Origin of the sequence: Nostoc sp. UCD121 (assembly GCF_014222285.1) — a bacterium.
In the GTDB taxonomy this organism is placed as follows: Bacteria; Cyanobacteriota; Cyanobacteriia; order Cyanobacteriales; family Nostocaceae; genus Nostoc.
Genome location: NZ_JACKZS010000090.1, coordinates 1 through 21,184, shown reverse-complemented (window position 1 = coordinate 21,184; position 21,184 = coordinate 1). Strand labels below are relative to the sequence as shown.

The following is a 21,184-nucleotide window of genomic DNA, read 5'->3' as shown; positions in this document are numbered from 1 at the left end:
TTCAACATTTACGCAGAGGAATCAATACTTTACTTTGCGTTCCTCTGCGTTTTACTCAGCGTTCCTCTGCGTTGTAAATTAATCATCTCCAAAAAGAATGAAATTTACATAATTTGGTAGGTGACGGATTAGAAATATAAATTCTAAAATTGAAAAAGGGACTTGCGGAATTAAAAATTAATCGCCTTTTGAGGCATAAAGTCTCCTCCAGGTTTCGGGAAACTCTCTACTTGTAAGTATCGTCTTTAACCAGGCTGCTCCTCACATAACGACCATATCAGCCCTCAGTCAGGAAGGTTTTGAACATGAAAGACCAACAAGGATCTAATCGCATTTCTTCAGGCGCAATTGCAGCCGTTTCAGCAGTGGTTGTAGCGGTGGGTGGCGGTGTGGCTTGGTTTACTACACACTCCAGCAATCCTCCCACACCATCAAATCCCTCTGGGCCCATCGCTCAACCAGCACAGCCATCAACTAGGCAGCCAGCTAACGAGCAAAGCCCTAATGTTTATTGGCTCAGACCAAAAGATAAAAGTGTTGCTTTGGTTCCCCAACCTGTTAAAGTCGCTTCTATACGAGCCAACCAGCCTTTAGAAGCAGCTTTCCAAAGTTTGTTGGCAGGGCCGACAGAAGGAACAGATTCCACAACTATCCCCAAAGGAACTAAGCTGTTGGGGCTGAAATCAGAAAATGACGAAGTTCACGTTAATTTATCTGAAGATTTTACCAGTGGTGGTGGTAGCACATCAATGATGGGTCGCGTCGGACAAGTTGTTTATACTGCCACAAGTTTAAATCCCAAAGCCAAGGTTTATATTGACGTGAACGGCAAACCATTGGATGTTTTAGGTGGTGAAGGCGTAGAGTTACAACAGCCACTAACTCGTGAAAGCTTTGAGAAAAATTATCAGCTTTAGTTATTGGTCATTGGTCATTGGTCATTAGTCATTGGTCATTAGCCATTAGTCATTGGTCATTAGCAAAGGACAAAGGACAAAGGATAAATGACAACTGACCTAACGTTTGCTATTTAATACACGAAAATTACGGGCTTGCTCCTCTAACCTTGTGGCCAGGCGATCGCAAACCCGATTACACAAATCAAAAATCATTTCATCTTCCACCCGGTAATAGGCGCAAGTTCCTTCACTGCGGCGGCTAAGGATACCTGCTTGCCACATTACCTTCAGGTGTTTTGACACATTTGCCTGAGAAGTCTGTGTTGCCTCTACCAACTCTTGCACGCATTTTTCTTCATCCCGTAATAAGTGGAGCAGCCGCAAGCGCATCGGCTCACTTAACAGGCTGAAGTATTCAGCTACTTGTTGCACCACTTCTGGCGGTAAAGGCAACGTTTGTTTCATCAGGATTAACCCGCAAGGACTGAAGTTTTAACGATGACTCATTTCAGATGACTCATTTGATATATAGATTAATACTTAATCGGGGTTAATTCGCATCAAAGGTTGACCATATTCTACAGCGTCACCATTTTGGAGAAGAATTTCCATCACCTGTCCAGAGACTTCGGCTTCGATTTCATTCATCAGCTTCATGGCTTCAATGATACAGACGGTTTGACCCTTGCGGATGCGATCGCCAACTTCCACAAATGCCGCTTCTCCAGGCGCAGGAGCGCGATAAAACGTTCCCACCATTGGGGAAGGCACTTCCACTAATCTCTGATCAATGATTGAGGGAGCATTTACTGACAATTGCAATTGTGTGCTAGTACCAGTATTCTCAAACACGCGAGATGTGGACACCTCCGTTACCTGACTCGCGTTCACCTGGTTTCCCCCAGATGAACCCGATGTCAAGCCAGAACCTACCACACCGCCGAAGGTTGCTTGACCTACCGACAACATCTGATTGCTGACGCTCACAGCCTTACGGACTGTTAGTTCAAAATCATCGCTTTTGAGCGTTACTTCTGCAATATCTGTTTGTGCGATAGTTGCCAATAGTTGGCGGATTTCATTAAAGTCCAATGGCACAGTTTTTATTACCTCGACCTATCCGTAAATTAGCATCTTAAGTGTGGCAGGGATTTAATCCAGATGTCGGGATTTCAATCGGGACTTGCATCTCCGTAGAGATGAAAGTTATTCCCTGCTGATATATTTATCTTCCTGGGTATCAACTTTGATGCGTTCTCCTTGAGAAATAAACAAAGGAACCATCACAATTGCACCGGTTTCCAAAGTTGCTGGTTTTGAGCCACCTGTGGCAGTGTCACCTTTTAAACCTGGATCTGTTTGTACAATTTCCAGAACCACAGATTTAGGCAATTCTACTCCCAGCACTTGGTCGCCCCACTTAATAACTTCAGCTTCCATACCTTCCTTCAGGTATTTAACGCGATCGCCAATTTGTGCGCGGGTCAATCTGCCTTCTTCATAGGTTTCCATATCCATAAAGACGAACTCATCGCCCTCTTTATAGGTATGCTGCATCGTGCTTTTTTCTAGAGTAGCTTGGGGCACAGTTTCCCCTGCTCGGAACGTTTTTTCCATCACGCTCCCACTTTGGACATTTTTTAACTTAGTTCGGACAAAGGCGGAACCTTTGCCTGGTTTGACGTGCAGGAATTCAAGCACTCGCCATACAGACCCATCTAATACAATCGAAACACCGGGTCGAAAGTCGTTACTGGAGATCATGAAACTTTCAAATTTTGGAAGACAATCGGCATTTATTGTACCCTTCTAGGGTCGTCATTGGGCATTTGTCATTAGTCATTTATCATTTGTCATTATGTCACTTGTACTGAGCGACTTGCCTTGAGCGAAGTCGAAAGGAGTCGAAGTATTTGTCATTTATCCTCCGCCCTTAACGTGGGAAGATTATTGATGGGTTACGTCCAGTCAACAATTTAATGCTGCATTTGAGTTATCCCATGCTTAACTTATTAAAATCCTGGCTGAAGAACAGCCTAATGGCAATACTGCTGGTAACAATATTTTTAGGCATAACTACAGCTGGGTGGACTCCCTCCAGTAGCGCCGCGCTGCCAGCCGGCAACGCAATTACCGACGGCAAGGCTCTGTTGCGGTATGCACTCCCGATAGATAACAAACCTGTACGGCAACTACAAGCCAGTTTAGAGGACATCTCTGCCCAACTGCGGGCTAATCGGCGATGGAGTGCTATTTCCAAAGACATCAGCAAAGCATCCCGAATTCTCGATAAACCCTCCCAAATCTTAACAAGCGTTCCCGCAGAACGCCAACCCCAAGCCGAAGCTTGGATTACCGAGTTGAAATCTGGGGTGGGGAAATTAGAAGAATTGGCGAAGAACAAAGATAAAGAACAAATTTTGCAAGAGAGAGGCAAACTTCTAAATCTTGTGACTCAGATAGAAGAGTCAATGGTGAAAGAATTCCCCTTTGAAGTGCCTGCCCAATACAGTAATCTGCCACAACTTAAAGGTCGCGCTACTGTAGAATTTAAAACTAACAAAGGCGATTTGACCGTTGTGGTAGATGGTTATAGCGCCCCTATTACTGCTGGTAATTTTGTAGATTTAGTGCAGAGGGGTTTTTACAATGGCTTAGAATTTACCCGTTCTGAAGAATCTTACTTTCTGCAAACTGGAGATCCCGCAGGTAAAGATGTAGGTTTCATTGATCCCAAGACGGGCGAATATCGCGCTATTCCCTTAGAAGTTTTAGTTCAGGGTGATAAAGCACCAACTTATGGGATTACGTTAGAAGAAGCTGGTCGTTATGTTGATATGCCAGTTCTGCCTTTCTCTGCTTTTGGTGCAGTAGTCATGGCTCGTCCCGAAAGTGAAGTAAATGGTGGTTCATCGCAATTTTTCTTCTTTTTGTTTGAACCAGAACTCACCCCCGCCGGACGCAACCTCTTAGATGGTCGCTATGCCGTTTTTGGCTATTTGACTGAAGGCAAGGAAGTTTTGGATAAACTGAAAGCGGGTGACAAAATTGAATCGGCAAAAGTCGTTCAAGGAATAGAAAATCTGGTTGAGCCGCAAGCAGCATAAGAAGAGAGCAAGGGGAGAATAATTCCTAACTTCTGTAGAGACGTGATTAATCGCGTCTCTCCTAACTCCCCTGATTTAGATTCCCGTCGGTGAATACTTGATCAACTGTAATCGCTAATTCTGAAAAAGTCCGTGATACAATTTCCTGATTCCCAGTAAAAACTGTTTCTTCGTAAAATCCATCTTCCAGTAGTAACACTGAAATCTTTGCTTCCAGTGAGTCTACAATCCAATATTCAGGAACCTCTAAGGCCGCATATTCAGAACGCTTATGACGATAATCCCGTTTAACCGACTCTGGACTCACCACCTCGACAATTAGTAACGGCGGTGACTGAAATACTGCTGAGGCATTCAACAATTCCCTAGCTTGCTCAAGCGTCACCACACATAAATCAGTCAACCTAGATTTATTTCTCCCCGTTCTCACCCCACTTTCTCGAAAACACAGCCAAGGTGAGCTACAACGTTTAATTTCTGCTTTGAAAGCAGTATCCAAAAAATCGACAATCAGGAAATGTTCAATAGTAGGTGGGTTCATTAGCTCTAGCTTGCCATCCACCAATTCATAATGAAAACCGTTGCCATCATCATAGGTTAAGTACTCTTCAAATGTGATGCTGGTTACTGGTGTTGTTACCATCCCAACTGACTCCTAGACGATACCCTTATTTTAAACAGTAAAACAAATCATCAGTTTTCTTAGTAATTTTTCAGCATGGAAAACCGATTGTGAACAGTGATTTATCTTCTCAACAAGTAAAAGATATTGGTGAACAAGGTCTTTTAGAAAGATTGCAACGCTTCTGTCCTCCAGAAATTATTGGAGATGATGCAGCAGTACTTGTGACTGCACCAGAGCAATCTTTGGTAGTGACTACAGATGTACTGGTTGATGGCGTACATTTTAGCAACCTCACCACTTCCCCAGAAGATGCTGGTTGGCGGGCTGCTGCTGCCAATTTATCAGATTTAGCAGCAATGGGTGCTTCTCCACTAGGAATTACCGTCGGGTTGGGACTCCCTGGTAAAGTTAGTGTGAGTTGGGTTGAGCGACTGTACCAGGGAATGACAGAATGCTTGCAAAAATACAATACCTCAATTGTCGGGGGCGATGTGGTGCGATCGCCTGTGACAACTTTGGCAATTACCGCTTTTGGTCAAGTTAACCCTAGTCGAATTATCCGCCGTTCTGCTGCTGTAGTTGGAGATGCGATCGTTGTTACAGGAGTTCATGGAGCCTCCCACGCTGGCTTAGAACTGCTCTTACACCCCGAATTAGGACAAAACCTCAAAGATGCAGAACGCACGTTTTTAACCCGCGCACACCAGCGCCCACAGCCACGATTAGATGTCTTACCAATCCTCTGGAAAATTTTAGCATCCCCATCTCCCATACCCGTTGCCGGTATGGATAGCAGCGATGGTTTGGCAGATGCAATTATCCAAATCTGCCGCGCCAGTGGTGTTGGTGCTGTCCTAGAACGCAGACAAATTTCCATGCCAGCAGCTTTTGACCATTGGCTAACAGAAGAGCAAGCGCTAGCTTATGCTCTATACGGTGGCGAAGACTTTGAATTAGTGCTTTGCTTGCCACAAGAGTCAGCATTAGCCTTAGTCCAACATCTTGGTCAAGGTGCTGCGATCGTCGGCAACATTACATCTGGATCAACAGTACTATTGCACGACAAACAAAAAAAATTCCCTGACCAAGTTCTGAGCCTTAGCCAGGGATTTCAGCATTTTAGTCAATAGTCCTTTGTCTTTTGTGAAAAACTAATACTTCGACTCCTTTCGACTTCGCTCAAGGCAAGTCGCTCAGTACAAGTGACCAATGACAAATTATTGCCACTTCTCAGCTACCAATTCTGCCAAATCCAAAACTCGTTGGCTGTAACCCCACTCGTTGTCATACCACGCCATAACTTTTACTAAGTCATTGCCCATAACCAAAGTCAAGCTGGAATCGACAATCGAAGAAGCATCACTACCTTGATAATCGGAAGATACCAATTCTAGTTCGCTATAGTCCAAAATGCCTTTAAGTGGGCCCTCAGCAGCATCTTTGAGAGCTTGGTTAACTTCTTCAGTAATAGTACGCTTCTCAACCTGAACTACGAAATCTACCATTGAGACGTTCGGGGTTGGTACGCGTAAGGCAACGCCATTTAGCTTGCCTTTCAGGTCTGGGATAACCAGCGCCACTGCTTTTGCTGCACCAGTGGAGGTGGGTACAATGTTTATCGCTGCGGCCCTCGCCCGTCGCAAATCCCGGTGGGAAGCGTCTAGCAAACGCTGGTCGCCTGTATAGCTGTGGGTGGTGGTCATCGTACCTTTGATGATGCCGAACTTATCGTTCAACACCTTGGCAATAGGTGCCAAGCAGTTGGTAGTACAACTAGCGTTACTGATAATGTTGTGTATGTTGTGGTCATAATCATGATGATTCACACCAACCACAAAAGTGCCATCCTCGTTTTTACCAGGAGCGGTAATCAGAACTTTCTTCGCTCCAGCATTCACATGCTTCAGCGCTCCTTCTTTGCTAGTAAATACGCCTGTTGCTTCGATAATTAGGTCAATTCCCCAATCTCTCCAGGGCAACTTTTCTGGGTTGCGATCGGATACGCACTTAATGGTCTTACCGTTCACGATGATAGAGTTATCATCGGCACTAATCTCAGCACCTTTGATCTTGCCTAGCATCGAATCATACTTCAGCAGGTGAGCATTGGTTCTAGGGTCTGACGTGTCATTAATAGCGACAAGATCGATTTGGCTATTCTCTCTACCTACCCAGCAACGCGCAAAGTTACGTCCAATCCGCCCGAAACCGTTGATTGCAACTCTAATCACAGTGTCTTGCCCTCTGTATTTATGCTTATATGTTGATATCGTTGACCCCAATCATATCGCAAAGGGGGGGGGCACTTTTAACCATAAAGTGTTAGATCAATAAAAAAACACATAATTTATTCAGATTTGTTCGAGTAGAAACTGTTGTTATTAATATATGATCTGACCGTTTCCGGTACTAAATAACGAATTGACTGGCGTTCACGACACAATTTGCGAATTAGACTTGACGAAACTCCTACTAAAGGTATATTCAAGAGTTGCCAGTAAATGGTAAACGACTGCTCCTTTAGTTGTTGCTCCACTTGCTTGCAGATTAATTTGCTTTGAGTTATAGTCTCACCACCTAGCAGTCGGGGTGCGATTAACCAATCACACATTTGTGCTAGTTCGTGTCCACGGTACCAACGAGGTAAGGTTTGGAAAGTATCCAAGCCCACAATCCAGTACCAGTGAGTATTTGGATAAGAAGCAGATAAGTCAATCAGAGTGTTAATGGCATAAGAAGTCCCAGAGCGATTTGCCTCCACTAGTGAGACAGTGAACGCTGGGTTATCTTTTATGGCTAATTGCAGCATTTCCACGCGATGCTCAAACAAAGCTGCTTCTTTATGAGGAGGATTTAGGGATGGCACCCAAATTACCTTTTCAAGAGATACTTCTTGCGTTGCTGTCTCGGCGACAAGCAGGTGTCCCCAGTGAATTGGATCAAATGTGCCACCAAAAATTGCTAGTTGCTGCATCCAGTTATGCCTGGGTTTTATGCAATTGAAAAATAGTTTCATTACCAATGTACTATTGTAGTCAATTCACGGCTAAACTTGATGCAATTTAAAATCAGTTTCACTAAACAATGTATTATGTAGCCAATTCCAGTAAGGTAGACAAAATATGTATTTGACATTACAAGAATTTCTTTCCCGATGTAGCCAAAATTTTCAGAATAATCTTAACAACAGTTCAGAAATAGTAAAAACCTCCAACCAAGGTAAAATCATTTTGAACAAAGAAAACCAGTCCAGAAACATCATCTGGGCATTAAAGCTAAACACTATATAGGAGTAGTTACGGTAAAAATCAAATTCCTGTTATGATACGCGTGTCATTTGTGATTATGGTGTGGTGTGGTGTAAAAGGAGCAAGAAATGACTAATTCTGTAGATTTTAGTGGTAGACCATTTCATTTTATTGGCATCGGCGGCATAGGTATGTCTGCTCTGGCATACGTCCTCGCCAAGCGTCAATTTCCAGTATCAGGTTCGGATCTTCGTCCCAACCACATTACGCACAAATTGGAATCTATCGGCGCTCATATTTTTGGTAGACAAGAGGCAAGTAATCTCGAATTCTTTCGCCCTCAAGTATTAAATTCACAAGAAGAATTACCTACTGATACTAAGTCAAAACTACCTCAAGTTATTTGTTCAACAGCAATTAACACGAATAATTTAGAATATAAAGCAGCGTTAGAATTAGGTTGTCCAGTTTTACATCGTTCAGATGTACTAGCCGCCTTAATTGCCGATTACCACAGTATTGCAGTAGCAGGAACACACGGCAAAACTACAACCAGTAGCATGATTGGCTATATGCTTCTGGAAGCAGGTCTAGACCCAACTATTTTAGTAGGTGGCGAAGTCAATGCTTGGGAAGGTAATGCTCGATTGGGACAAAGCCAATATTTGGTAGCTGAAGCAGACGAATCTGATGGTTCTTTGGTAAAACACGCTCCAGAAATTGGCATCATCACCAACATTGAACTCGATCATCCTGACCATTACGATACATTAGAAGAAGTCATTGACACCTTCCAGACATTTGCTAAGGGTTGCAAAACTTTAATCGGTAGTATTGACTGTGCAACAGTGCGCGATCGCTTACAACCTACAATCAGCTATAGCTTACACTCCGATACCAACGCTGACTACACCGTTACTAATATTGATTACCGTGCTGATGGCACCACGGCTCTAGTTTGGGAAAGAGGCAAAGCTTTAGGCGTGTTGAAGTTGCGGCTGCTCAGTCGGCACAATCTCAGCAATGCTCTGGCAGCAGTTGCTGTTGGTCGCGTTTTGGGCTTAGAATTTGGAGCGATCGCTAAAGGTATCGCCACCTTTGAAGGAGCAAGACGACGCTTTGAGCTGCGCGGTGAAGTTGATGGTATTACCTTCATTGATGACTATGCTCATCATCCTAGTGAGATTCGCGTTACTCTTGCCGCAGCCCGTTTACAGGCAAGACCAGGGCAAAGAGTGGTTGCTATCTTCCAACCCCATCGCTATAGCCGGACACTGACCTTTTTAGAAGAATTTGCCGAGTCCTTTACCCATGCTGATGTGGTTGTGCTGACTGATATTTACAGTGCAGGTGAACCTAATTTAGGGCAAATTACTGGTGAAGATTTAGCGGCAGAAATTGCTAAACACCATTCGCAGGTAGTTTATCAACCAACTTTACCCTTAGTGCATGAGTACTTGTTAAAAACATTACGCCGAGGAGACTTAGCGCTGTTTTTAGGGGCTGGGAACTTGAATCAGGTGATTCCTGAAATAATTACCGCACTTTGCGAACCTGCTAAAGCCACATCTTAAGTGGAGACTTTGCAAAGGCTTTATTTCTGAGCAAAGCGCCCGTCTAGCAACGGTTCCATCTATGAACTCTATTACCGTATCTTTGCGGTAAATTAATTGTAAAAATTTTACCCATACAAAGTAAAAATGACCATTTCCCAGGCAGTTGGAAACGTCTGCACAGTTTCTGCTTTGAATACAAAGAAACATCAAACAACTAATTCGGTGGATAGTGAAGTAATTTATTTACCAAATACTGATTGTGCGATCAAGCCCCAGGCTTGCTTGTCAGCCTTTACTTCCTATAGGGTTGGAGGAGCAGCTGATTTGTATGCTGCCCCCCGAAACTTAGAAGCACTGCAAGCCAGTCTGAAATACGCAAAAGAACGTGATTTAAAGGTGACAACACTGGGAGCCGGTTCTAACCTCCTGGTGAGCGATGGTGGTATATCAGGCTTAGTCATTGCGACTCGTCATCTCCGCTTCAGCAGCTTTGACCCCCAAACTGGTCAATTAACCGTTGCTGCTGGAGAATCAATTCCCAGTTTGGCATGGGCCGCAGCAGAATTAGGATGGCAAGGATTGGAGTGGGCTGTTGGCATCCCTGGAACAGCCGGAGGTGCTGTGGTGATGAATGCAGGGGCACATAATAGCTGTATCGCAGATATGTTAGTTAGTGCCGAGGTACTTTCACCCAATGGGACGCTGGAAACTCTTACCCCGGAACAGTTAGGTTATAGCTACCGGACTTCATTATTGCAAGGTGGCGATCGCATAGTCACCAAAGCCACCTTACAACTCGCGCCAGGTGCAGACCCAGCAAAAGTTGTAGCAATCACCAAAGAACACAAAAAGCATCGCCTAAGCACCCAACCATACAACTTCCCCAGTTGTGGGAGTGTGTTCCGCAATCCTAAACCTTACAGTGCTGGCTGGTTAATTGAACAAACTGGTCTAAAAGGATACCAAATTGGTGGAGCGCAAGTGGCACTACTCCATGCTAATTTCATCGTTAACCGTGGAGGGGCCAAAGCTAGTGATATCTTCTGTCTCATTCGCCACATCCAACATCAGGTACAAGAACGTTGGTCTATTAATTTAGAGCCAGAAGTCAAAATGCTTGGGGAGTTTCAAGGTGCTTGTGGATAAAGAATGGGGAATGGGGAGAAATGCCCAATTCCCCGATGCATTAATTATTGGTAAAAAAAGAGGCAAATTACTTACCGCATCTATAATTGAATTTGATTTGTTATTCAACGCACAAGCGTACAAATAATTATGACAGGAAAAGGACAGGGATTTGGCTTTGGCTTAGGAAAAATGAAGGAACTAGCCGATGCTTTTAAGAAAGCACAGCAAGTTCAAGAAGGTGCAAAGCGACTCCAAGAAGAATTGGAGCAAATGGAGATTCTAGGAGAATCTGGTGGTGGTCTGGTGAAGGTGATTGTCAGTGGGAATCAAGAACCCAAGCGGGTAGAAATTTCTCCAGATGCTCTTGCAGAAGGTGCAGAAGTACTTTCCGATCTCGTGACGGTGGCAATGAAAGAAGCATACAACAAGTCCACAGCAACAATGCGGGAACGTATGGAAGAATTAACCAGTGGGTTGGAGTTACCTGGATTTTAGTCATTGGTCATTAGTCATTGGTCATTAGTCATTGGTCATTAGTCATTGGTGAGCCAGTGCGGTCTTCTCCCAAAGAGAGAGGCTAGTGCCAAGGGGGTTTCCCCATGAGCAACTGGTGTTAGCAAAGCGATAGCCACGCAGGAGCTTCACCCGTTCGCGTTAGCGTCTCTGAAAGAGAAGCGTCATTAGTCAAAAGACAAAGGACAAATGACTATTGACAGAGGACAAAAATATCTATGCCCTACAAGTTGCTATTTGTCTGCTTAGGTAACATCTGCCGATCGCCATCGGCAGAAAACATAATGAATCATCTAATTGAGCAGGCAGGCTTGAGCGATGCCATCATCTGTGATTCAGCTGGTACATCTAGTTATCACGTGGGTAGCCCACCTGACAGACGCATGAGTGCTGCGGCTGCTACAAAGTTGGGAATTAAACTACGTGGTCAAGCACGCCAGTTTCAAAAGTCAGACTTTCAAGACTTTGATTTAATTTTGGCGATGGATCAAGAAAATTATGATAATATCCTCGCTCTCGATCGCACTGAGCAATATCAGCATAAAGTGCGTTTGATGTGTGAGTGTTGCTCTCGACACACCTTAAAGGAAGTTCCAGATCCTTACTACGGTGGTCAAGACGGATTTAATCAGGTTATTGATTTACTGATTGATGCTTGTGAAGGTCTGCTCACAAAAGTTAAAAGTGAAGAGTTCTGAGTTTTAATTCTTAACTCCTCACCTTTTTTATTCGACTAAACCATGCTTCATAGCAAAACGCACTAATTCTGCTCGGTTGCTGGTTGAAGTTTTTCTCAATAAACTGCTAACGTACTTTTCCACTGTGCGAGGACTCAGGTGTAGCTGATGACCCATATCGGCATTAGACAAACCATGAGTCAATAACTCTAAGACTTCTTGTTCTCTATGAGTTAGGGATGAGTGTAAGTGGGATGTCTGAATTTTAGTAGACAGAGAATTATGGGCATCCCCCGGTTTTGTAGAGCCGGAAATGCCCAAACTCTCTTTATGAGAAAAGCGATATTCCGATTGAATAATTTGCGATCGCTCCAAAAGATTGCGGATTGCTGCTGCTAACTCTTCCAATTCAAATGGTTTGGGTAAGTATAAATCGCACCCTGACTGATAGCCCAGAATTCTTTCCTGGGTCTTAGTCCGGGCTGTTAATAAAATAACAGGTAATAAGCGAAACATTGGCTGTTGACGCACCCTACGCACCAGTTCGTAGCCATTCATCTGTGGCATGATGATATCCGTGACAATCAAATCAGGATTATACTCATCCACCATAAACAAAGCCTCTTGACCGTCATTAGCCGTGATCACTGAGTAGCCAGACAGTTCAAGATAGTCGCTAACAGACAGACGAGTGCCCAAATCATCATCCACTACAAGGATCGTCAAGGGCATGGACAATACACCCCTAGCATTTTTTTTACTCAGAAATTTGCTTCTACGCGCTTCATGGGTGAACACTGGCAAGAATAGTGTTCTTATGTTTCATACTATGACAGGATTACCAGGTAATGACTGCCTTCAGGGCTGATTTATAAAGAAAATCTTAAATCTTTTGTAAGGTTAACGAAGTGAAACTCACCTTTAACTCCCTCAGATTAGGAAGCATAGAGAGCTTTTTAATTTGTAACAACTCATTAATAAGGCAGATTAAATTTCTATTATAGTATAAATTATTATTAACTTTATCAGTAATTTACCAAAATATAAGTTAAGTAGCCATGAGTGAAATAAGTTTGTAGAGATGGCTTCAGCCCTTTCTACGAGTAACGTCTTGTAGCAAGATAGCCAACAAGCTATACTACAAACCTTTAATTATTTACTCCGATTTACTTACCAAGTCTTTGTGAAACTGTACAAAATCGAGCTTGGTGAAACTTGAGGATTACACCTCAAGTTCTGGATAAACCTCAGATGTAATCAATATTAGGTAATTTAAAGTTACCTGATAACTCTTAATTGTGAACTTAGAAAAGCTAAATTAGTGATATACAGTTCAATATTTATAGCGGTTATAACGAATACCCTATAATTTGCCAGGCAATCCAAATAATTTTTTAGGTACATTTAAAACGCACAAAATTATCAATGAGCGACAAGAACGAAGGTTACAAAGTTATTGCTGACAACCGTCAAGCCCGTTATTTGTATGAAATTCTGGAAACTTACGAAGCCGGAATTGAGTTGACAGGAACCGAGGTTAAGTCAATTCGTGCGGGTAAAGTAAATCTCCAAGATGGCTATGCTTTGCTTCGCAATGGCGAAGCATGGTTGATCAATATTCATATCTCGCCCTACAACGCCAGTGGACAATATTTTAATCATGAACCACGGCGGACACGAAAGCTGCTGTTGCATCGTCAAGAACTCCGCAAGCTAATTGGCAAAGTAGAACAGCAAGGTCTAACTTTAATCCCTTTGAAAATGTATCTCAAACGCGGCTGGGTAAAAGTGAGTATAGCCCTTGGCAAAGGTAAAAAGCTCCACGATAAGCGAGAAGACCTGAAACGACGGCAAGATCAGCGTGATATTCAACGCGCAATGAAAAGCTATTAAGGATAATTGTGGTTCAAACTACCACACCAGAGTGAGAAACAGATTGCTGTGAAAACCATGTTGTATGTCCACAGCGTGACTTATAAAAAGCCTTAGTTTATAGCCGCAGATTGATTTTATTAAGCTTGGGAATCGATAAAGTGGTCAGTAACTTCGGATGGCATAAGGAATTGTCACAACTTATGAAAAGTAATTTCATTACAGCTGTTGGCGCAGGCGTTCTCACCTTGAGTCTGGGAATTTTACCTTTAACTCTATCTGCACAAGCTCAGACGACAACTGATCCCGGAGCTAATACTGCTCCCAGAACGACCACTTATGACAATCGCAACGATTTTGATTGGGGTTGGCTAGGATTAATTGGTCTAGCTGGTTTGGCTGGTTTGGCTGGTAAAAAGCGTGATAACGAACCGACTGCTTATCGCGACCCTAATGCCCCAGGTGCGACTACTTACAGGGACTAGACAATTCAAAATTCATTCATTTGTCAGTTGTTCAGTAGAAAAACAACTGACAATTTGCTCGTGTTAGTTTACTGCTGGTTCTGGGTTAGATGGATTCGTCTGGTTTTGAGTTAAAGGTGTCCAATAGCTGGCAATTAAAGCAACGATGAGCCACCAGAGGGTATTGACTTCAGGACGATACCAGACAGTATCTACAGTCCCATGAGCTAGCATACCCAACAAAATAGCGATCGCTCCAATTAACCAAAATCCCTCTACACTTCTCAATCGTCGCAATCGTCGCACTTGCAAAAGCGCCGTATTAAATGTAACGATTATTAGCCAGAGAAAGCAGGCTAAACCAACAAACCCAGTTTCTACAGTCACTTCAAACAAAATCGAATAAGCACTCAAAGCGGTGTAACGAGGGCGTTGGTAGAGGGGATAAACTTTATTAAAAGAGTTATGACCAGGGCCAATGCCGAAAATTGGGCGATCGCGAATCATCTCAAAGACAGCATCCCACACATTTCGACGAAAATTATTACTACTATCTTTACGGTCAGCAAAAATGCTGAACACCCGCAGGCGAACTGGCTCTAGAAATATCACTGCTAAGAGTAATATCCCAATTAAACCTCCCAAGACGATGGGCAGCGACCAAGTACGCCAAAAAGGAGGCATTTCCACACTCTTCCAAAAAACTAGCAATGCCATCACAGCCAAAACTGCCACCACTAGTCCAATCCAACCGCCACGACTAAAAGTCAGGATCAGGCAGGCAGCATTGACAATCAACATTGTTAATGCGAGAGCTTTTTTGAGCCAGCTTTGCCATGCAAAAATTGCCACCAAGCTAAAAATTACTGCTGGTAAGAGGTATCCAGCCAATAAGTTGGGATTTCCTAAATAACTGTAGACCCTTGTAGTCTTAGACAGAGGAGATTCCGGATCAACCCAAGTTGCCAGTGCTGTGGCTCCAAAAAACCATTGCCGCAATCCATAGACACTGACAATTAAGGATACGTGCAGATAAAGGGTGAGAATCCAAGACCGGAGGCGAGGCGACCTTAATACCCTGGCACAAAGGGCAAATAGTAGCAAATACAAGGTCAACGTTCCCAAGTCGTTAAGTGCCGCTTTTTTGACTGGTGATAGTGCTGTTGCGATTACGGCAACTCCCCAGTAGAGCAATACCAGTAGGTGAATGGGAGTGACTGACGAGACATTTGCTGGTGTGACTTCATCAGATAAAGTCAACAACAGCCAAAATCCCACACAAGCCACCAGTAACAAACCTACCAACGTACTCGAAGCAAAAGGTGCAAGGGCATATATTGAGCTGAGTAATACAGATGCGATCGCATCTCCCCACTGAATCAAGACGCTGGTTTGCCGCCAAGACCTTAACAGTCCCACCAGAGAACGGTGTACGTAACTGGTAGCAAGATATTCTTTGAGCGGTAAAGATGATAAAGTAAATAGTTGCCAGACTAAATTCATAAAAAACATTGCGATCAATTAGCCTGCCGACGCAGAACTTGGATTTGATCATAATGCCTATGGCTATAAAAAGGTAATAACGTAGTTTGTAAATTAGTAATGACGCTTTTAATTCATGTACTTACTACATAACAAAGTATGAATTTGTCTTTCCCTATTCCCTATCACCTGTAATCTGTTCTCTACTGGGTGTGATTAGACATCACTAATTGCTTGCGAGGGAGTTGCCAGTTGCAGTGGCAAAGAAAGCACATAACGATATCCTGATTCTGGTGAACCTTGAATCAAAATTTGTCCAGCGTGCAACTCTGCTAGTTGACAACTTAGCAATAGACCCAAGCTTTCACGAGAAAGGGTTCCATGTAATTTAGCTAAATTTAGACCGGAACTCGCAGCAAGAAAATTGGAGTGGGAATCACTCAGGCTTTTTGAATTGTCCACTGCTACTGATGAAGTCTCTAGTTGCTGTTGTCCTTCTATATGAGTATTGTAAGTTGCGACCTCACCGGTTAACTCTAGCAGCGACAAAGAATTGAGACGGAAGTAGGGGTCAACCTCTGTAATGCCGTCCCCTAACCAGGGATGAGAAACCCAAATAGTAATGTTGAGCGTATCTTCCTTGTAAGAAACATGGATGCGAACAATGCTACCTGTAGCCGAAAGTTGAATCACACTGAAAACCAGGTGATATAACATTTGCCGCACCTTGTCTTTATCTAAAGGCCAAATGCGATTACGTCCCGGTTCTATAGAGAGGCGAATGTCTTGCTCGCGGCGATTAGCCACTTCTTCAAGGGTATTGATAGCTTGTTGACATAGCATTTCAATATCCACAGGAGCTAAATTCAGTACAGTTGAGTTTTCATCCATAGCTCCTAGTTCGGTAATTTCGTTTACTAGGGAAAGTAAATACCGACCACTATGTTGGATAATTTCTAAATATTCTCTTTGCTTAGTCGTCAAAGGCCCATAAATTTCACGCCCTAAAACACTAGCCATACCAAGTACAGATGTTAAAGGCGTGCGTAACTCCTGAGTTAACTGACCCAAAAGTTCCAATTTCAGTTGCTTGGTAGAAACAGAGTCGCTATCTTGAGTGGGTGCGGTGATTTTAATTTCAGTGTTACGTTCGTCATTAAGTGAAAATATAGGAGCAGTCTTGAGAGTGGTTGATTCCAGTTTGCCTTGCAAAAGTCGGTTACGCTCAAATTCACTCATGCTCCAACGAGCTATGATTTGTAAAAATTCAATGTCTCGGGTTGTAAAATTGCGTGGCACTAAATCCATCACTGCCAACGCACCTAAACAATGTCCCTCAGCATCAATAAGTGGCGCTCCTAAGTAAGCACGAATACCATAATCCTGCACCAGCCTGCTGCTAACAAGTACTGGGTCTGTAAGTTTATGTGTATCATTAATTACAAATATTTGAAGACTCTCTACAACCTGAGTGCAGAAAGATTCCCTGCGTGACAGTTGGCGGCTTTGTGCCAAATGATTCATTAGCCCTAGCCTAGATAAGCCCACTGCTGACTTAAACCAGTGACGTTCTTGATCCACAAATCCCAATATGGAAATTGGTGCTTCCAAAAAGTGGGCAGCAGTCTGTGTGGCTTCTTCAAAAACCGGAATCGTTTCTGGTTGCCGCAAACCTAAATCCGACAAAGCTTTTAGGCGTTGCTGTTCTCTTGATTCATGAGAATCCCAACCATCCTTTAGGGCAAATAATTTGTTTTCAGGCTCTATCATTGCCACTGCTACCTTAATAATTTCTCTATTGTGTAATTGATCCAAGTCCTATTTCTAGGTTATCAATTGCTATTTTTAAGCATTCCCTAATTTTGCCTCTGACAAACAAATTTAGGGCAAAATTTTTTTCTCCCTTCCATTAACTCGGCGATGCGGTATGCACAAGTTGCTAATTACTGGTGCTGGATATTCTTTATTTGGTACTGCTGTAGTCTTTATTGCTTGGGATTTTACAGTCAGATTGCGTTAGATTTGGATTCAACCAGGGTAAGCTAACCCTAAGGATACAATACAAAGGAACTGTCATTCTTTATGTACAGAAGGAAAAATTATTACTGGCGAACTCTAAGTAAATTAACTTAAAAAATTATAATTGGGTAAATTTTATAGCAGTTATTACTTATAACAGCTAGCACTAATGGCTGACAATTCTAGATAGTTTATATAAGTCTCGATCGAATAGATTTAACCTATTACAATTTCATGCTGAAAATTGTGTGGGCTTTTTTATTTTTTCCATTTGAGGAAATATTTTTTGAGGACAACTACTAATGAATAAAATGGCTGTTAGAGTTCCTTTTGTAGACCTGAAGTTGCAACACGAACCAATTCAAATGCAATTGCAATATGCAATCCAATCTGTATTGGAACAGGGAGATTTTATTTTAGGGCAAGCACTCTCAGATTTTGAAGCAGCATTTGCGGCAGTATCGGGGGCAGCTTATGGTGTTGGTGTTGCATCAGGAACAGATGCGATCGCTCTCGGATTGCAAGCTTGTAATATTGGTGCTGGTGATGAGGTAATTTTACCAGCCAACACTTTTATCGCAACCTTGATTGGAGTTATCCGCGCTGGCGCGAAGCCAATTCTGGTAGATTGCGATCGCCAAACAGCTTTAATTGATTTAGAGGCCGCAGCAAAGGCAATTACGCCTCAGACTAAAGCAATTATTCCTGTACATCTCTATGGACAAATGGTATCGCCACGTGAACTCATCAAATTTGCTGATACCTACAAACTACTAATTTTTGAAGATGCCGCCCAAGCACACCTTGCCCAAAGAGACGGATATCACGCTGGTTCTGTAGGAATAGCAGCAGCTTTTAGTTTCTATCCCAGCAAAAATTTAGGAGCATTTGGGGATGGGGGAATGCTGCTGACAAGAGATTCAGATGTCGCCCAGAAGATGGGGCGTTTGCGAAATTATGGTGCATCGCAAAAGTATTTTCATACTGAACCCGGTACGAATAGCCGCTTAGATACTTTACAAGCAGCTATTTTGCACCAAAAATTACCATATTTGCCACAGTGGAATCGCGATCGCTTGACTATTGCCCAGCAGTATGATCTTGAACTAGCACCTTTGGCAACTACTGGTATTATTCCTATGGAAAACCAAAGTGATACAGGACACGTTTATCATCTTTATGTCATTAAAGTTGATGATTCTTGCCCAATAGAACGCCAGCAACTCCAGGAAAAACTCATAGCCGTGGGAATTCAAACTGGTATTCACTACCCAATTCCTTGTCATCTCCAGCCAGCATTCAGCAATTTAGGCTATCAGGCGGGAGATTTTCCCCAAGCAGAAAAACTGTCACAGCAAATATTATCATTACCAATGTATCCTGGTTTGAGCAGTAGCCAAGTTAAAGAAGTTGTAGCTGCGATCGCTCATGCAGTCTCAACAACTTCTAAGGTAGATGAAACCTCCAATGCTGGTCTTGACAGCGTGGTAGCCTAAAGTTAATTCATACTAATAAGATATTTGTCATTTGTCATTGGTCATTTGTCATTTGCAAATAACGAATGCCCAATGCCCGATGCCCGATGCCCAATGACCAATGACCAATGACCAATCAAAATTATGGCACTCCAGCAACAGATTAAAAAAAGAAACGCCTCAGACTTATTGAATCTAGCTATTATAGGCGTTTTACTGCTGCTCTATGCTCCTATATTGCTACACTGGTTGGATGGTTGGCTGAATAAAAATATCAGTACAGAACACGAATATTTCAGCCACGGGATTATTGGTTTACCATTTGCGGCTTATCTGGCGTGGATAAACCGAAAAAAGTGGGTACGTTTACCAGATACCACACATCCTTTGAGCGCTGTTTTATTGTTACTAGGGGCAGTGTTTTATCTTAGTGGTGTTACAGAGTGGGTTAACCTTTCCTTACCCGTTATCCTGGCAGGATTATGTTTGTGGTTTAAAGGAATAGCAGGTTTGCGATCGCAAGGATTCCCCCTGCTACTGGTATTTTTAGCCACCCCGACGGCAGCACCCTATCTCATTGCCCCCTATACATTGCCTCTGCAAAGCTTCATTGCTGGTACGGCAGGTTTCATATTGAATCAATTTGGTATGGACGTAACAGTAAATGAAATCAATCTCTACGTGGGAGGACGCATTGTAGAAGTTGCCCCCTATTGTGCAGGGTTGAAAATGTTGTTCACGACTCTCTACGTTGGCTTGATGCTGCTTTATTGGACAGATGCTTTATCTTCACGGCGCACAACCATATCTTTTTTATCTCTTGCTGCGATCGTTAGTACTACTGCCAATATCATTCGTAACACTTTACTGACTTTCTTTCACGGCACAGGTCAAGAAGCAGCTTTTAAATGGCTACATGATGGTTGGGGTGGTGACTTGTACTCTGCTTGTATGCTGGTGTCATTAGTGCCCCTGCTGAATTGGATTAATCACTATTTTTCAACATCTGTAGAAACTGAGCAAGAAATAGAAAGTTAGAACTATTGGGCATTGGGCATTGAACATGAAGAAGAGACAAGGAAGAGGGGGGAAACAAGAGAGAGACTTGTTCAATAATTCCCCCTTGTCCCCTGCTCCCCTGCTTCTTATCTACTCATAAATATTACTGAACTCACGATGTGATTTTATAAAGTAAAATTTTGCCTAAGTATCACAAATTTTACTGATGATTTCATTCTCCAAGTTTTTCAAGGAAAACCAATTGAGTCAGGTAGCGGCACTTTTGTTATTGCTATTACTACTAGCAATAGCAGGGGTTCCTGGATACCTGACAGGAAAGTGGCAATGGAAACAGCCAGCACCTGTTACCACCCTCAACGAATTAAGAGAAATTCGTAAGACTGGATTAGCTCTTCCTGGTTGGCAAACTATTGAACAATCAGAACAGCAAATTGGCGAACATAAATGGTCTTTGCAGGTACTTAAAAAAGAAGGTTCTCAATCCCAGGCAATCCTGCTTTTACTGCCACAAAATGGGCCTATGGATCAACCAGAGGTAGAGTGGACAGATGTTAACGGCTGGGGAAGATCGCGCTGGGGAAAGTGGGATATAGCACAATCTCGTTCTGCCGAATTTACTGTGAAACCGTCTGCAAAGTTAGCTTCTAATGTTGAAACTAAAGTAGAAGCTAGGTTTTTTCGTGCTGCCACACCACAGCAAACCTTCGCTGTATTGCAATGGTATGCAATGCCAGACGGCGGAAATCCATCACCTTTCCATTGGTTCTTGGCAGATCAAGTGGCCCAGTGGCGCAAGCAACGTATTCCCTGGGTAAGCGTGAGCATTCTGATCCCGATGGAACCTTTAGGACAGGTAGAAACATCTTGGTTTTTAGCCAAGTCTATAGGGGAAACAGTGCAGAGTACATTGATGGCAGGCCCTTTGTAAAGTATCTGATGAATGCCTTTGTGCAGAGATTTATCAGAAGTAAGTAAGTTGGTAGAAATAAACCAAATTATGTTATGAAACGTAAATAGTCTTAAAGTCCTTACTAATGACCAATGACAAAGGACAAATGACAGCCTTTACTAGTTAGCTTTAATTGCACCAACCTACTTA

Annotated in this window: 22 protein-coding genes; 13 read left to right on the top strand and 9 right to left on the bottom strand. The window is 42.9% G+C overall.

The genetic code is table 11. The features are described from left to right. The first annotated feature begins 305 nt into the window (after positions 1-305). Entirely contained in the window at positions 306-917 is a 612-nt protein-coding gene (locus GNF10_RS19430) for a GerMN domain-containing protein (RefSeq protein WP_185580690.1), read from the top strand. 99 nt (positions 918-1,016) lie between these two features. Here GNF10_RS19430 and GNF10_RS19425 read toward each other — a convergent pair whose 3' ends face one another. From GNF10_RS19425 to efp, 3 genes are all read right to left on the bottom strand, one after another. Beyond that, a complete protein-coding gene (locus tag GNF10_RS19425) occupies positions 1,017-1,364 on the bottom strand; it encodes a metalloregulator ArsR/SmtB family transcription factor (RefSeq protein ID WP_012407243.1) in 348 nt (115 codons plus the stop codon). Between the two features lie 75 nt (positions 1,365-1,439). Next, the gene (accB, locus tag GNF10_RS19420) at positions 1,440-1,997 is read right to left on the bottom strand and encodes an acetyl-CoA carboxylase biotin carboxyl carrier protein (RefSeq protein ID WP_185580691.1); all 558 of its coding nucleotides are present in this window, start codon (positions 1,995-1,997) and stop codon (positions 1,440-1,442) included. A 108-nt stretch (positions 1,998-2,105) separates the two neighbouring features. After that, positions 2,106-2,663: an elongation factor P gene (gene efp / locus GNF10_RS19415; protein WP_114083704.1), complete on the bottom strand. Its 558-nt coding sequence runs from the start codon at positions 2,661-2,663 to the stop codon at positions 2,106-2,108. 236 nt (positions 2,664-2,899) lie between these two features. On the opposite strand from efp, the gene GNF10_RS19410 reads away from it, so the two are divergent. Then, positions 2,900-4,006, top strand: coding sequence for a peptidylprolyl isomerase (locus tag GNF10_RS19410; protein WP_185580692.1), 1,107 nt, complete (start codon positions 2,900-2,902; stop codon positions 4,004-4,006). 61 nt (positions 4,007-4,067) lie between these two features. Here the strand turns inward: GNF10_RS19410 and GNF10_RS19405 are convergent, their stop codons facing one another. Beyond that, positions 4,068-4,649, bottom strand: a complete 582-nt coding sequence (locus GNF10_RS19405; protein ID WP_185580693.1) for a Uma2 family endonuclease — start codon at positions 4,647-4,649, stop codon at positions 4,068-4,070. 89 nt (positions 4,650-4,738) lie between these two features. Here GNF10_RS19405 and thiL point away from each other — a divergent pair, with 89 nt between their 5' ends. Further along, a complete protein-coding gene (gene thiL / locus GNF10_RS19400; protein WP_185580694.1) occupies positions 4,739-5,761 on the top strand; it encodes a thiamine-phosphate kinase in 1,023 nt (340 codons plus the stop codon). Between the two features lie 87 nt (positions 5,762-5,848). Here the strand turns inward: thiL and GNF10_RS19395 are convergent, their stop codons facing one another. Together GNF10_RS19395 and nadD are read right to left on the bottom strand one after the other, a co-directional pair. Continuing rightward, complete coding sequence (locus GNF10_RS19395; protein WP_012407249.1) at positions 5,849-6,862, bottom strand: type I glyceraldehyde-3-phosphate dehydrogenase; 1,014 nt, start codon at positions 6,860-6,862, stop codon at positions 5,849-5,851. 116 nt (positions 6,863-6,978) lie between these two features. Continuing rightward, the gene (gene nadD, locus GNF10_RS19390; protein ID WP_185580695.1) at positions 6,979-7,605 is read right to left on the bottom strand and encodes a nicotinate (nicotinamide) nucleotide adenylyltransferase; all 627 of its coding nucleotides are present in this window, start codon (positions 7,603-7,605) and stop codon (positions 6,979-6,981) included. A 402-nt stretch (positions 7,606-8,007) separates the two neighbouring features. Between nadD and murC the strand changes: the two genes are divergently transcribed. The 5 genes from murC (at position 8,008) to GNF10_RS19370 (ending at position 11,774) form a co-directional block, all read left to right on the top strand. Beyond that, positions 8,008-9,453 (top strand): UDP-N-acetylmuramate--L-alanine ligase, encoded by a 1,446-nt coding sequence (gene murC, locus GNF10_RS19385; RefSeq protein ID WP_185580696.1) that lies wholly within the window; start codon positions 8,008-8,010, stop codon positions 9,451-9,453. A gap of 126 nt (positions 9,454-9,579) precedes the next feature. Next, entirely contained in the window at positions 9,580-10,581 is a 1,002-nt protein-coding gene (gene murB / locus GNF10_RS19380; RefSeq protein ID WP_185580697.1) for a UDP-N-acetylmuramate dehydrogenase, read from the top strand. Continuing rightward, positions 10,574-10,708, top strand: a complete 135-nt coding sequence (locus GNF10_RS38675) for a hypothetical protein (RefSeq protein WP_260446311.1) — start codon at positions 10,574-10,576, stop codon at positions 10,706-10,708. The genes murB and GNF10_RS38675 overlap by 8 nt, the downstream gene beginning before the upstream one ends. A gap of 2 nt (positions 10,709-10,710) precedes the next feature. After that, positions 10,711-11,058: a YbaB/EbfC family nucleoid-associated protein gene (locus tag GNF10_RS19375; RefSeq protein WP_012407253.1), complete on the top strand. Its 348-nt coding sequence runs from the start codon at positions 10,711-10,713 to the stop codon at positions 11,056-11,058. Between the two features lie 236 nt (positions 11,059-11,294). Beyond that, a complete protein-coding gene (locus GNF10_RS19370) occupies positions 11,295-11,774 on the top strand; it encodes a low molecular weight protein-tyrosine-phosphatase (RefSeq protein ID WP_185580698.1) in 480 nt (159 codons plus the stop codon). Positions 11,775-11,801: 27 nt separating this feature from the next. On the opposite strand, the gene GNF10_RS19365 is transcribed toward GNF10_RS19370, so the two are convergent. Continuing rightward, a complete protein-coding gene (locus GNF10_RS19365; protein WP_185580699.1) occupies positions 11,802-12,485 on the bottom strand; it encodes a response regulator transcription factor in 684 nt (227 codons plus the stop codon). A 693-nt stretch (positions 12,486-13,178) separates the two neighbouring features. On the opposite strand from GNF10_RS19365, the gene smpB reads away from it, so the two are divergent. Further along, positions 13,179-13,646: an SsrA-binding protein SmpB gene (gene smpB, locus GNF10_RS19360; RefSeq protein WP_012407256.1), complete on the top strand. Its 468-nt coding sequence runs from the start codon at positions 13,179-13,181 to the stop codon at positions 13,644-13,646. Positions 13,647-13,828: 182 nt separating this feature from the next. Next, the gene (locus GNF10_RS19355; protein ID WP_185581231.1) at positions 13,829-14,110 is read left to right on the top strand and encodes a WGxxGxxG family protein; all 282 of its coding nucleotides are present in this window, start codon (positions 13,829-13,831) and stop codon (positions 14,108-14,110) included. A gap of 63 nt (positions 14,111-14,173) precedes the next feature. On the opposite strand, the gene GNF10_RS19350 is transcribed toward GNF10_RS19355, so the two are convergent. Both GNF10_RS19350 and GNF10_RS19345 read right to left on the bottom strand, forming a co-directional pair. Continuing rightward, entirely contained in the window at positions 14,174-15,592 is a 1,419-nt protein-coding gene (locus tag GNF10_RS19350) for an IctB family putative bicarbonate transporter (RefSeq protein WP_185581232.1), read from the bottom strand. Between the two features lie 195 nt (positions 15,593-15,787). Further along, a complete protein-coding gene (locus GNF10_RS19345) occupies positions 15,788-17,341 on the bottom strand; it encodes a GAF domain-containing sensor histidine kinase (RefSeq protein ID WP_185581236.1) in 1,554 nt (517 codons plus the stop codon). Between the two features lie 551 nt (positions 17,342-17,892). Here GNF10_RS19345 and GNF10_RS19340 point away from each other — a divergent pair. From GNF10_RS19340 to GNF10_RS19330, 3 genes are all read left to right on the top strand, one after another. Further along, positions 17,893-19,086: a DegT/DnrJ/EryC1/StrS aminotransferase family protein gene (locus GNF10_RS19340; protein ID WP_185581233.1), complete on the top strand. Its 1,194-nt coding sequence runs from the start codon at positions 17,893-17,895 to the stop codon at positions 19,084-19,086. Between the two features lie 123 nt (positions 19,087-19,209). Next, a complete protein-coding gene (gene crtB / locus GNF10_RS19335) occupies positions 19,210-20,103 on the top strand; it encodes a cyanoexosortase B (protein WP_185581234.1) in 894 nt (297 codons plus the stop codon). A gap of 187 nt (positions 20,104-20,290) precedes the next feature. After that, complete coding sequence (locus tag GNF10_RS19330; RefSeq protein WP_185581235.1) at positions 20,291-21,013, top strand: cyanoexosortase B system-associated protein; 723 nt, start codon at positions 20,291-20,293, stop codon at positions 21,011-21,013. The last annotated feature ends 171 nt before the right edge of the window (positions 21,014-21,184 follow it).